Origin of the sequence: Streptomyces sp. (genome assembly GCF_031181705.1) — a bacterium.
In the GTDB taxonomy this organism is placed as follows: Bacteria; Actinomycetota; Actinomycetes; order Streptomycetales; family Streptomycetaceae; genus Streptomyces.
This window is the reverse complement of the sequence record NZ_JAPSKN010000061.1, coordinates 18,622-31,065: the sequence shown is the minus strand read 5'-3', so window position 1 is coordinate 31,065 and position 12,444 is coordinate 18,622. Positions and strand designations below refer to the sequence as shown.

10 protein-coding genes are annotated in these 12,444 nt (G+C 75.1%); 5 read left to right on the top strand and 5 right to left on the bottom strand.

The genetic code is table 11. The features are described 5' to 3' along the window. On the top strand, positions 1 to 1,345 hold a 1,345-nt coding region (locus RIN80_RS14315; protein ID WP_309095958.1), incomplete at its 5' end, for an NADP-dependent isocitrate dehydrogenase. 72 nt (positions 1,346 to 1,417) lie between these two features. Here the strand turns inward: RIN80_RS14315 and RIN80_RS14310 are convergent. Beyond that, a complete protein-coding gene (locus RIN80_RS14310) occupies positions 1,418 to 1,759 on the bottom strand; it encodes a DUF5713 family protein (protein ID WP_309095957.1) in 342 nt (113 codons plus the stop codon). A 48-nt stretch (positions 1,760 to 1,807) separates the two neighbouring features. Here RIN80_RS14310 and RIN80_RS14305 point away from each other — a divergent pair, with 48 nt between their 5' ends. Both RIN80_RS14305 and RIN80_RS14300 read left to right on the top strand, forming a co-directional pair. After that, entirely contained in the window at positions 1,808 to 2,596 is a 789-nt protein-coding gene (locus RIN80_RS14305; protein ID WP_375141693.1) for an N-formylglutamate amidohydrolase, read from the top strand. A gap of 68 nt (positions 2,597 to 2,664) precedes the next feature. Beyond that, complete coding sequence (locus tag RIN80_RS14300) at positions 2,665 to 3,888, top strand: cytochrome P450 (protein WP_309095955.1); 1,224 nt, start codon at positions 2,665 to 2,667, stop codon at positions 3,886 to 3,888. Between the two features lie 21 nt (positions 3,889 to 3,909). Here RIN80_RS14300 and RIN80_RS14295 read toward each other — a convergent pair whose 3' ends face one another. The 3 genes from RIN80_RS14295 to RIN80_RS14285 form a co-directional block, all read right to left on the bottom strand. Then, positions 3,910 to 4,440, bottom strand: a complete 531-nt coding sequence (locus RIN80_RS14295) for a hypothetical protein (protein ID WP_375141692.1) — start codon at positions 4,438 to 4,440, stop codon at positions 3,910 to 3,912. 23 nt (positions 4,441 to 4,463) lie between these two features. Continuing rightward, on the bottom strand, positions 4,464 to 5,039 hold the full coding sequence (locus RIN80_RS14290) for a sigma-70 family RNA polymerase sigma factor (protein ID WP_309095953.1): 576 nt from the start codon (positions 5,037 to 5,039) through the stop codon (positions 4,464 to 4,466). Positions 5,040 to 5,101: 62 nt separating this feature from the next. Then, the gene (locus RIN80_RS14285) at positions 5,102 to 6,529 is read right to left on the bottom strand and encodes a S8/S53 family peptidase (RefSeq protein ID WP_309095952.1); all 1,428 of its coding nucleotides are present in this window, start codon (positions 6,527 to 6,529) and stop codon (positions 5,102 to 5,104) included. A 140-nt stretch (positions 6,530 to 6,669) separates the two neighbouring features. Between RIN80_RS14285 and RIN80_RS14280 the strand changes: the two genes are divergently transcribed. Continuing rightward, positions 6,670 to 9,276, top strand: a complete 2,607-nt coding sequence (locus tag RIN80_RS14280) for a CHAT domain-containing protein (RefSeq protein WP_309095951.1) — start codon at positions 6,670 to 6,672, stop codon at positions 9,274 to 9,276. Positions 9,277 to 9,503: 227 nt separating this feature from the next. On the opposite strand, the gene RIN80_RS14275 is transcribed toward RIN80_RS14280, so the two are convergent. Continuing rightward, positions 9,504 to 11,234 (bottom strand): LuxR family transcriptional regulator, encoded by a 1,731-nt coding sequence (locus tag RIN80_RS14275; protein ID WP_309095950.1) that lies wholly within the window; start codon positions 11,232 to 11,234, stop codon positions 9,504 to 9,506. A 96-nt stretch (positions 11,235 to 11,330) separates the two neighbouring features. On the opposite strand from RIN80_RS14275, the gene RIN80_RS14270 reads away from it, so the two are divergent. Continuing rightward, on the top strand, positions 11,331 to 12,413 hold the full coding sequence (locus RIN80_RS14270) for a M12 family metallopeptidase (protein WP_309095949.1): 1,083 nt from the start codon (positions 11,331 to 11,333) through the stop codon (positions 12,411 to 12,413). Positions 12,414 to 12,444: the final 31 nt, after the last annotated feature.

Sequence of the window (12,444 nt, the reverse complement as noted above, 5' to 3'; positions counted from 1 at the left end):
CCCGAACGACGGTCTGGGCGGCATCTGGAAGGGCCTGGACGCCCTGCCGGAGGGCGCCGAGATCAAGGCCTCCTTCGACGCCGAGCTCGCCGAGGGCCCGGAGCTGGCGATGGTCGACTCCGACAAGGGCATCACCAACCTGCACGTCCCGTCGGACGTCATCATCGACGCCTCCATGCCGGCCATGATCCGCACCTCCGGCCACATGTGGGGCCCGGACGGCCAGGAGCACGACGCCCTCGCGGTGATCCCGGACTCCTCCTACGCGGGCGTCTACCAGGCCGTGATCGAGGACTGCAAGGCCAACGGCGCCTTCGACCCCTCGACCATGGGCACGGTGCCGAACGTCGGCCTCATGGCGCAGAAGGCCGAGGAGTACGGCAGCCACGACAAGACCTTCGAGATCGCCACCTCGGGCACGGTCCGCCTGGTCGACCAGAACGGCACCGCGCTGATCGAGCAGCCCGTCGCGGCCGGCGACATCTTCCGCGCCTGCCAGACCAAGGACGCTCCGATCAGGGACTGGGTGAAGCTCGCCGTCACCCGCGCCCGCGCCACCGGCGACCCGGCGGTGTTCTGGCTGGACGAGACCCGCGCCCACGACGCCAACCTGATCGCCAAGGTCAAGGAGTACCTGGCGGAGCACGACACCGAGGGCCTGGACATCCGGATCCTGTCCCCCGTCGAGGCGACGAAGCTGTCGGTCGAGCGCATCCGCCGCGGCGAGAACACCATCTCCGTCACCGGCAACGTGCTGCGCGACTACCTGACCGACCTGTTCCCGATCCTGGAGCTGGGCACCAGCGCCAAGATGCTGTCGGTCGTCCCGCTGATGGCGGGCGGCGGCCTGTTCGAGACGGGTGCGGGCGGCTCGGCGCCGAAGCACGTGCAGCAGCTGGTCAAGGAGAACTACCTGCGCTGGGACTCCCTCGGTGAGTTCTTCGCGCTGGTGCCGTCCTTCGAGCAGTACGCCAAGGTGACGGGCAACGCCCGCGCCCAGGTGCTGGCCGACACCCTCGACCGGGCCACGGCTACCTTCCTCAACGAGGACAAGTCCCCGACCCGTCGCGTCGGCGGCATCGACAACCGCGGCAGCCACTTCTACCTGTCCCTGTACTGGGCGCAGGAGCTGGCGCGGCAGACCGACGACGCGGACCTGGCGAAGGCGTTCGCCCCGCTCGCCGAGACGCTCGCCGCGAACGAGCAGAAGATCGTCGACGAGCTGGGCGCCGTGCAGGGCAAGCCGGTCGACATCGGCGGCTACTACCAGCCCGACCCGGCGAAGGCCGCGGAGGTCATGCGCCCGTCCGCCACGTGGAACGAGGCCCTGGCGTCCCTGAGCTGACGCCCCGGGCCGTACCGGTCCGCTGACCCGCGCCCCGGCCGGCATGGCGCCCGGCCGGGGCGCGGGCGTGTCTCACCAGTCGCGGGTGGCGATCAGCTCCTCCCCGTCGGCGTCCGCGAAGCCGTAGGCCCGGGCGACGAACCAGAACTCCTCCGCTATCGCCTCCCGCGCCACGGTCTCGATCTCGCTGCCGGCCTCCTCGAAGGCGGTCTGCAGGTCGTTGAACTCCTCGGTGGCGGCCTGGGTCAGCCGGTACAGCGCCGACAGGCCGGCGGGGTGCTCGGCCTCGATCCGCGCGCACAGCCGCAGCAGGATCTCCCTGCCGCGGTCCAGGACGCGGTCGGGGTAGTAGTCGTCTTCGTAGAGCGCCTTGAGGAACGCGTGGGTGGTCACTTCACTGTTGCCGACGGACATGCCGCGATCATGCACCACGCCACTGACGATCTCGCCCGGAGCCGCCCCATGCCCCCTGCCGCGCCGTCCTTCGAGCTGCTGCCCGGCGCCGCCCGCTCACCGGTGATCCTGCACGTGCCGCACTCGGCGCGGGACGTCCCGGACGACGTGCGCGCGGGGATCGTGCTCGACGACGAGGCGCTCGCCCGGGAGCTCGACCACATCACCGACGCGCACACGGCCCGGCTCGCCGGGGTGGCGGCCGCACGGTCCGCGGTGCCGCCGTGGCGGTTCGTGAACCGGCTGTCGCGGCTGGTCGTCGACCCGGAGCGGTTCCCCGACGAGCGCGAGGAGATGCGGGCCGTCGGCATGGGCGCGGTGTACACACGGACCACGCACGGCGCGGCGCTGCGGCCCGAGGACTTCGAGGCCGGCCCGCTCGTCGAGCGGTACTACCTGCCGTACGCGCGGGCGATGACACGGGCCGTGGCGGACCGGCTGGCGGCCACCGGGCGGGCAGTGATCATCGACGTGCACTCCTACCCGAGCCGGCCACTGCCGTACGAGCTGCACGGTCAGGGGCCCCGGCCGCCGATATGCCTGGGCACGGACTCCTTCCACACCTCACGGGCACTGCTGGGCGCCGCCCGGGAGGCGTTCGCGGAGACGGGGCTGGACAGCCCCTTCAGCGGGGCGTACGTGCCGCTGGAGTTCCACCGGCTCGACGCGCGGGTCGAGGCGCTGATGGTGGAGATCCGCCGGGACACCTACATGACCGAGCCGGGCGGTCCCGCCGGTCCCGGGCTGGAGCGGCTGGCCGGCGCGCTCGCCGGGCTCGTCGACGCGGTGTCCCGCTGAGCCGTCGCCGTCACCGGCTGGAGCACTCCCGCGCGACAAGAGGGCGGGGGCGCGGCGAGGGTGGGTGCATGACGGAGGAGATCACCACGCTGACCGGCCAGGCCCCGCCCCCGGTACGGGACTGGCCCGCCCTCGACCTGGACGGGACGGACTTCGACCCGGTCCTCGCCGGACTGATGCGCGAGGGGCCGCTGACCCGGATCCGGCTGCCGTTCGGCGAGGGCTGGGCATGGCTGGCCACCCGCCACGAGGACGTGAAGCTGATCACCAACGATCCCCGCTTCAGCCGCGCCGAAGTGACGTCTCGTCAGGTGACGCGGATGGCACCGCACTTCAAGCCGCGGCCCGGTTCGCTCGCCTTCGCCGACCAGCCCGACCACAACCGGCTGCGCAAGGCCGTCGCCGGGGCCTTCACCGTGAGCGCGATGAAGCGGCTGCGGCCCCGCGCGCAGGAGATGCTCGACGCGCTCGTCGAGGACGTGACGCGGGACGGGCCGCCCGCGGACCTGGTCGAGCGGGTCCTCGAACCGTTCCCGATCGCCCTGGTCAGCGAGGTCATGGGCGTGCCGGAGGCCGACCGGGAGCGGGTGCACGCCTGGACCCGGCAGATCATCTCCACCTCCGGCGGTGCCGAGGCCGCCGACCGTGCGAAGACCAGCCTCTACGGGTGGATCACGCAGACGATCGACTCCCGCGCGGACGGCACCGGCGAGGACGTGTACTCCCTGCTGGGCGCCGCCGTGGCGCGCGGCGACCTCCGCGAGGCGGAGGCGATCGGCCTCGCCGGACCGTTGCAGATCGGCGGCGAGGCCGTCACCCACAACTGCGGGCAGATGCTGTATCTGCTGCTCACGCGGCCGGAGTTGCTGCGGGCGTGGCGGGAGCGGCCCGAGGCACGGGACGCCCTGGTGGACGAACTGCTGCGCTACGTCCCGCACCGCAGCTCCGTCGGCCTGGCGCGGATCGCCCTGGAGGACGTCGACCTGCACGGGCACCGCATCCGCGCGGGCGACCCGGTGTACGTCTCCTACCTCGCCGCCAACCGCGACCCGGACGTGTTCCCCGAGCCGGACCGGATCGACCCGGGCCGTGCGCCGAACCCGCACCTGGCCTTCGGCAACGGACCGCACTACTGCACCGGGGCGGTCCTGGCCCGTCTCCAGACCGAGCTGCTCCTCACGACCTTGCTGGAGCGCCTGCCCAACCTGCGCCTCGCCGTCCCCGCCGGCCAGGTCGCCTGGCGGCGCAGGACGATGATCCGTGGGCCGCGGACGCTGCCCTGCACCTGGTGAAGGGGGCTCGCGGCCCGGTGTTCAGGCCCGCAGCCACTGGGTGACGACGACGTCCGCGTCCGTGCGCAGCCGCAGCGCGAAGGGGCCGGACGGGGGTGTGTCGGCGCTGAAGCGGCCCAGGTCGTCCGCCGTCAGCGGGGAGCCGGGGCGAGGACCGCCCAGGACCTCGATCCGGGCCGGCTGCGGCGGCAGCACCTGGCCCATGAGCCCGTCCTGCGTCACTTCGACGTCGACCGTCACCTCGCCCGCCCGGAAGGTCAGCATCCGGGGGGCGGGGGCGCCCCGGACCGGGAGGGCGTCGACCAGCGAGTCGAAGGTCAGCTCGGCGACCCGGGCGTCCAGGTCGTGCAGCGCGTAGGCGTCGACGGCCAGTTGCTGGAGCTCCGCGGGGACCGGGTCGAGGACGGCGGCGGCCCGCCGCAGCTCCTCCTCCAGCAGTCCGTCGTCGAACTCGCCGGCGTCGCATCCCTCTTCACCGAAGAGGCCCTCACCACCGCTGTCGTCCGCGCCGGTCGGGGCTCCCCTGCCGTTCAGGTCGTCCGTGCCGTTCATGTCGCCCGTGCCGTCCATGCCGTTCACCTCGCCCCCCGTGCCTCCAGCCGGGCCCGCAACCGGCGCAGGCAGCGCTGGCGCAGCGGTCCGATGCTGCCCACCGCGATCCCGAGCGCGGCGGACACCTCCTGGTAGCTGGGCGGCGGTGTGGCCATCAGCATCCGCAGCAACTGCCTGCAACGCTCGCCCAGTTCCTCGAACTCCTGCCACAGCCGCCGCACGCGCTCGCTCTGGGCGGCGGCCTCCTCGGAGTCGAGCAGCGACTGTTCCGGCGTGCCGTCCTCGCTGACGCGGTCCAGCAGCCGCGGATCGTCGGTCAGCGTCAGCCGCTGCGCGCTCCTGATCACCTTCAGGCACTCGTTGCGCGCCGTGCTCGCCAGCCACGCGCCCGCCTTGTCGGGCTCCCGGATCCGCCCGAGGTGCTGGGCGAAGCGGAACCAAGCGGTCTGGTACACCTCGTGGGCGTCCGCGTCGGAGAGCCGGTGGGCCCGCACCACGGACCAGACCAAAGGACTCAACCCCTCCACGAGCGCCTTCCAGGCCGCCGCGTCGCCGTCGGCCGCGGCCTGGACGAGCGCGCCGGCATCAGTACGGTCCACCCCAGCCCCACCCCTCGTGTACGGCACGTCATCGTACGCCGGGGAGGGAGCGGCACCGGCCCTCACAGGCCGGAAGCCTGGCGCACGACCGGCACCGGACGCCAGGTGGGCGGACGCAGGGCCGGGACGTACGCTCCGCGCACTTCCGCCACCCCCGCGCCGGAGAGGAGTCGGCGCCGGGCCACGCGCGGGTCGGTCTCCTCGTGCGCCGTCATGTGGGCGGCGATCATGCCCGCGGTCACGGGGGTGGCGAAGGAGGTGCCGCTCCACTGCGCGTACCCCTCGAACATCACCTGGTCCGGCTTGGCGGCGTTGCCCTCGTCGCTCAGGACGCCGCTGTGGCGCGGGTGCCGGCAGGTGCAGTCGTAGGTGAAGCCGTAGCGGCAGGCGTCGTAGGTGGAGTGCTGGTAGACGTACGGGACGGGTGTGTCGAAGCCGGTGAGGGCGCTGGTGAGGCGCTCGCCGGGGGCGTAGACCTGCACCCAGGGGCCGTGGTTGGTGAAGCAGGCGCCGCACGCGCCGTCGCTGCGCAGCGCGCCGACCGACAGCACCGCGTCCTCCCAGCCGGGCAGGCCGGCGTAGGCGGCGGGCCAGAAGGGGCTCGCGCCGGCGTTGTTGCCGGCGGCGGCGACCAGCAGGGTGCGCTGCGCGCGCAGTTCCCGCATGAAGTTCTCCACGCCGAGCAGTCCGTCGGTGCGGCCGTTGGAGGTGCCGGCGGAGAGGCTGAGCACGTCGGGCCAGCCGCCGGCGTCGACGGCCTCGAAGAGCTTCTCGCCGAACTCCGACTCCAGGATGGCGCCGGCGTCGTTGAGGCTGCCGCGGACGGTGATGTTCGTGTTGGGCGCGACGGCGGCGACCAGCCCGGCGATGAACGTGCCGTGGCCGACGTACTGCTGCAGGATGCCCTGCTCGTCGCACTCCTGGAGCTGGGCGTCACCGTCGGTGTGGGCGAGCAGCGCGCAGGAGCGGTAGTCGTGCGTGAGGCCGGTGTCCACGACGAGGACGCCGACGGCCGTGCCCGGGTCGTGGGGCACGTCGGCGGGTGCCGGGTTGGGTGGCTCGCTGAGCGGGGCGGGGACCGGCTCGTCGCCGGGGCAGGCGTTGACCGCGATGTGCACCACGTGGTTGCGGGCGACCATCCGGTGCCCGGCCCGCGCCTCGCGTTCGCGCACCGAGCGCAGCGCCTGCGCGACGGCCCGGTCCGCCCCGGGGTGTCCCTCACCGGGGTCGCCGACCCGGATCCGGGTGACGCCGCTGCGGTTGGCCGCCGGGCCCGCGCGGCGGACCTGTTCCTGGTCGAGGTCGGGCGCCGCCGTGAAGTGGGCCCGCACGGTGTCCTCGACGAGCTGTGCCTCCTCGCCGTCGCGGACGAGGACGACGCCCTTCTCGTACAGGAACTCGGCCGAGTCGTCGGGCCCCGTCGCCAGGGGGACGCCGGGCATCGAGCGCTGGATGTGCTCGAACTGCTCCTGGAATCGCTGAGGTGCCATGGCGTGTCCTCCCGTTGGTGCGACGGCGTCGGCCGGTGGGCGGCGCGGGCGTCGATTCTGTCGAACAAGAGTCGCCGAGGCGGTTTTTGATACAGCTCCGAACCTGTGGGGTGCCGTTCGGTGCCACTACCATCCGACAGGTGACGGCGGGAAGCGACTCGGTGCTGGAACTGCTGCCGATGGTGTTCGCCGACCCGGGCGAGGCTCTCGCGCGGGCCGGGGCGCTGCTGGACGCCGGTCCCGCGCCGCTGCACGCCTCCGTCGCCCACCAGGTGATCGGCATCTGGCAGCGGGACTTCGGCGATCTGCGGCTCGCGCTGCACCATCTGCGCCGGGCCGGGCAACTGGCCGCGCGGGCCGGTTCGGCCGACCGGGAGGCGGACGTCCTGGCCACCACGGGTGTGGCGCTGGTGCACGCGGGCCGTACCCGGGAGGGCCTGGCCGCGTTCGAGCGGGGTGTGGCGCGCGGCGGCGGGCTGACCCGGGCGCGGGTGCGGTACCGGCGGGCGTACGTGTGGTGGGTGCTCGGCCGGCACCGCGAGGCGCTGGAGGACGTACGCCGTGCCGTGCCCGTGCTGCGGCAGGCGGAGGACGTGATCTGGACGGCACGGGCGCTGACCCTGCGGGCGACCGTGCACCTCGCGCTCGGCGCGGTGGAGCGGGCCGAGGCGGACTTCACGGCGGCCGAGGCGCTGTGGGAGACCACCGGCCAGGAGCACGACAAGGCCGACGCGGTGGAGAGCCGCGGACTCGCCGCGTTCCGCTCCGGGGACGTGCCGGCGGCGCTGCGGCTGCTGGACGAGGCCGAGGAGCGGTACGCGCGGCTGGGCACGCCGACGTTCATGCTGAACATCCGGCGCTGCGAGGTGCTGATGGCGGCCGGGCTGGCGCCCGAGGCGCTGACCGAGGCGGACACCGCGATCGGGAAACTGGACGGGATCGGCGGGCAGTCCACCCGCAAGGCGGAGCTGCTGCTGGCCGCCGCGCGGGCGGCCCGGCTGGCCGGGGACCCGCAGACCGCGATCGCCCGGGCCGCCCTCGCCGTACGGCTGTTCGCGGGGCAGCGGCGCACCTGGTGGGAGACGCACGCCCGGCTGGTGCTGATCGAGGCGCGGCACGCGGCCGGGCGCGGTTCGGGGCGGCTGGTCGCGGACGCCGCCGCGGTGGCCGGGAAGCTGGCGTCCTTCGGGGCTCCGGCCGCGCCGGAGGCGGCGCTGCTCGCGGGCCGGATCGCGCTGGATCTGGGCTGGACGGCGGATGCCGAGCGGCATCTGGCCGTGGCGGCGCGCAGCCGGCGCAGCGGGCCGCCGCTGGCGCGGCTGACGGGCTGGTCGGCGCAGGCGCTGCGGGCCCGGGCCGCCGGGTCGTCGCGGGGCGTGCTGGAGGCCTGCCGGCGGGGTCTGGACGTGCTCGACGACCACCGGATGACCCTTGGCGCCTCGGAGTTGCGGGCCCGCGCCACCGAACAGGGCGCGGAGCTGGCGGCGTTGGCGCAGCAGGCCAGTCTGGTCGCGGGCGGGCCGCGGCGGCTGCTGGTGTGGAGCGAGCGCTGGCGGGCCACCGTGCTGGCCACACCGCCGACCCGGCCGCCGGCCGACCCGGAGCTGCTGAGCGGCATGACCGCCTTCCGGGAGATCGCCTCGCGTGCGGAGGCCGCGCGGATGGAGGGCCGTCCGGTCGTGGCGCTGGAGCGGGAGCAGCGGCGGCTGGAGCGGGTGATCCGCTCCCGCACCCTGCACATGCGGGGCCGGGCGCCCGGGGACGGTGACCGGTTCGACGTGGGCCGGCTGCTGGCGCACCTCGGCGACGAGACGCTGCTGGTGGAACTGGCCGTGCTGGACGGGCGGGTGCAGGTGCTGCTGTGCGGACGCGGGCGGGTGCGCCGGTTCGAGGCGGGGCCGCTCGCGCAGGCGGAGCGCGAGGCCGAGCACGTGCAGGCCGGGCTGCGGCGGCTGGCGCACCCGGGGGCAAACGCGCGGCTGCCGGTGGTGGAGGCGGCCGGGCGGCGCCTGGAGGAGCTGCTGCTGGGGCCGGCCGCGGGGCGGCTGGGCGGCGGGCCGGTGGTGATCGTGCCGCCGGGGCGGCTGCACCGGGTGCCGTGGGCCCTGCTGCCGTCGCTGCGGGAGCGGGTGCTCAGCGTCTCGCCGTCGGCGGGCAGTTGGCTGCGCGCCCGGGAGACGGTGCCGCCGCCGGACGGCCGTCATGTGCTGGTGCGCGGGCCGGGCCTGGCGACGGGCGGCGCGGAGGTGCCCGAGCTGGCCGGCCGGTATCCGGGCGCGACCGTCCTGGAGGAGACGCGGGCACGTGTGCCCCGGGTGCTGCGGGAGCTGGACGGGGCGGCGCTGGCGCACATCGCCGCGCACGGCACGTTCCGCGCGGACAGCCCGCTGTTCTCCGCGCTGCGGATGGCCGACGGGCCGATCGTCGTGCACGACTTCGAGCGGCTGGACCGCAGCCCGTACCGGATCATCCTGTCCTGCTGCGACACGGCCCGCTTCGCGTCCGTGGGAGCCGACGAGCTGCTCGGTCTGGTGACCGCGCTGCTGCCGCTGGGGACGGCCGGGGTGGTGGCGTGCAGCGCGCCCGTCAACGACGCGGCGGTGGTGCCGCTGATGCTGGCCCTGCACAAGGGCCTCGGCTCCGGCCTGTCCCTCGCGGAGGCCCTGCGCGACGCCCGGGCCGCCCTGCCGGGCGACGCCCTGCACCAGGCGACGGGGTGGGCGTTCTCGGCGTTCGGGGCGGCTTGAGAGGGATTGCCGGCTTGGCGCTTGGCTCGCGGCGGCTGTGTGACTGCCTTGGGCTCGGCTCGGCTCGACGAGGCGTTGCGGAGGGAGCGCCGGGCGGCCGGATCCGGCTCGGCCGGACGGCCCGGCCCGGATTCGCCGAGAGGTAGCGGTCCGGCTCCGATTCGCCGGAGGCCCGGGGCGGTCTGGCCCGTCCCCTGTTCGGGTCAGACCGCCGGCTCGGGGGCGGGTCAGGCCGGCTGGGCCTGCGGGGTGTCCGTCAGCCAGGGCAGGGCGGCGCGGTCGCCGGCGCCGAGGCGTGCGTAGGCGCTGTACAGGTGGTTGCCGACGGTGCGGATCGACAGGGTGAGGCGTTCGGCGATCTGCCGGTTGCTCAGGCCCGCCGCGGCGAGGGTGACGATCTGCCGCTGCCGGGCGGTGAGTTCACCGAGGGCGAGACCGGACAGGGCGGGTGTGCGGGCGCCCTGGCAGCGCCGGGCCAGGGCCACGGCCCGCGCGCGGGAGTGCCGGGCGGCGCGCGGGTCGCGGTGGGCTCCCACGGCCTGGGCGTGCGCCTCGGCGGCGAACAGCGTGAAGCCCCGCCGCTCCAGTTCCCCGGCCACCTCGTCCAGGGCGGGGCCGTCCGCCCGGGTGAGCGCGTCGGCGTGCCGGGCGAACACGCCGCTCAGCCGGTCGACGACCTTCTCCGGGGCGCCGAGCCGGACGGCGTCGTAGGGGTCGGCGACGGCCGCCAGGGCGGTGTCGAGGTCGCCCCGGCTGTGCAACGGGTCGCAGGCCCGGGCGAGTTCCGCCCGGCAGGCGGTGTCCCCGGGGTCGCCGCGCAGGCCCTCCCGCGCCCAGGCCGCGGCCTCCCGCAGCTCGCCGCGCAGCCGGGCGTACCGGGCCCGGACGGCGGCGTACCCGCCCGGCAGGGGACCGCCCTCGGCGACGAGCCACTCCCCCACGGGCGTCGGCATCAGGCGTACGTCGTCCCGGTCGATCCGGCGGGCCAGCGCGGCGCGTTCGGCGTCGAGGGCCGAGGCGTGATCCTGCGGCGTCCGGGACAGCCGGCGCGCCCGCAGCCGGCCCGCCGCGGCGCGGAGCACCGGTCCGTACAGGGGGTGGGCGAGGCGCACGGCGCCCTGGTCGTCGACGGTGATCAGGCCGTCGGACTCCAGGACTTCGAGGGCCGCGAGGTCCAGACCGTCCGGGTCGCCCGGCAGGGGTTCGGCGAAGGCGAGGCGGTCGAGGGTCTCGCGTTCGCGCGGGCAGCCGCGGCCGAGGACGTGGGCGGTGCGTTCGCGGACGGCCGGGGTCAGCGGCACCGGGCCCCGCCAGGCGCGTTCGCCGGTACCGGGTACGGGGGTCAGCCGGGCGCGGACCGCGCCGAGCAGGTCGCGCAGCAGCCGCAGGTCGCCCCGGGCCAGCCCGCGCAGCCGCCGGCCGGTGAGCGGGTCGAGGGGCCCGGCGCCGGCCGTGAGCAGCTGGGCGGTCTCCTCCTCGGGCAGCCGCTCCAGGGTGAGGCGCGGCAGCAGTTCGCCGGTCCACAGCCGGGAGACCGCGCCCGGCGCCCGGGTGCCGTCCGTGGCCACGACCAGCAGGCGGACGCGGCCGTCGACGGCGAGCTGGTGGAGCAGGGCGGCGGAGGCGTCGTCGAGCAGCTGCGCGTCGTCCACCAGCAGGGTGCGCGCGCCGGCCAGGAGCTGGACCGCGCGGTGCAGGGTGACCGGTTCGGGCAGCAGGTGCGCGAAGGCGGCGAAGGGGATGGACCGGCTCTCGGGGGTGCCGGCCGCCCGGGCGCAGTCGGTACCGCGGATCGCCTCGGTGGCCAGGCGGGTCTTGCCGCAGCCCGCGGGGCCGGTCACCACGATGCCGCGGCGGCCGCCGGACAGGGACCGGCGCACCAGCTCCAGTTCGTCCTCCCGCCCGGCGAACGGCCAGGGCAGCTCCAGCGTCGTCGCGTCCCTCTCGTAAGTCGTCACACAGACATGAGCGCGGCTACTCACGTTTGATACACGGTGACTTGAGTAGCCCTCGACTCAGGTGCCCGGGCCGGGCCGCACGGCAGGCTGGGGCCCATGACCGCACGCTACTGCTCGCTGGCCCAGGCGCCGGCGCCCGCCTTCGCACCGGGGCTGGCCGCCGAGCGGCTGAGCGCGCTGCGCGGCGGGCGGCGGATGTGGGTCAACGGCACGGTGCTGCACTACTGGTTCTTCGACGGCGACACCGACGCCTCCGTCATCCCCGTGCCGGGGACGGGGATGACGCGACGGGTGCCGTGGGCCGGTGCCGAGGAACAGCGGGACGTGGTGCGCGCGTGCTTCCGGCAGTGGCAGGACCTCGGCATCGGCATCTCCTTCGCCGAGGCCGACGACCGCTCGGAGGCCGAACTGCGCATCGGGTTCCAGCTCGGCGCCGGCTCCTGGTCGGCGGTGGGCCGGGACGCGCTGCCGGTCGGCCGGCACGAGCGCACCATGAACTTCGGCTGGGACCTGACCGCGCCCGGGGAGCGCGGCACGGTCCTGCACGAGATCGGGCACGCGCTCGGCATGCTGCACGAGCATCAGAGTCCGTTCGCCGGCATCCACTGGGACGACGAGGCCGTGTACGCCGAACTGTCGGGCCCGCCGAACCACTGGAGCCGGGAGCGCACGCACCGCAACATCCTGTGCCGGCTCGGCCCGGACGAGGCCAACGGCTCCGTGTGGGACCCTCAGTCGGTCATGGAGTTCGCGTTCCCGCCGGGGCTGGTCCTGGAGCCGGAGCGGTACCGCGCGGGCATCGCCCCGCCGGGCACCCTGTCGGCCGGCGACAAGGAGTTCGCGCTCCGCTGGTATCCGCCGGCGGACCGGGAACCGGCCGCGCTGGTGCCGTTCCGCTCGGTGCCGCTGGGGCTCGGCCCCCGCGGACAGGCCGACTTCGTCGTGGACCCGCCGGAGACCCGCACGTACACGCTGGGCACCTTCGGCGACAGCGACGCCGTCGTGGTGGTCTTCGAGGAGCGGGACGGGGAACCGCGCTACCTCGCCGGCCGGGACGACGGGGGGACCCGGCAGAACGCCACGGTCGGCGTCCGGCTCGTGAAGGGCCGCCGCTACCTCGTCCGGATACGCCTGTACTCCGCGTGGGGTGCCGGCGAGACGGCGGTGATGTGCTGGTGACGGCACACGCCCGCCGCACGGACACCTGAGC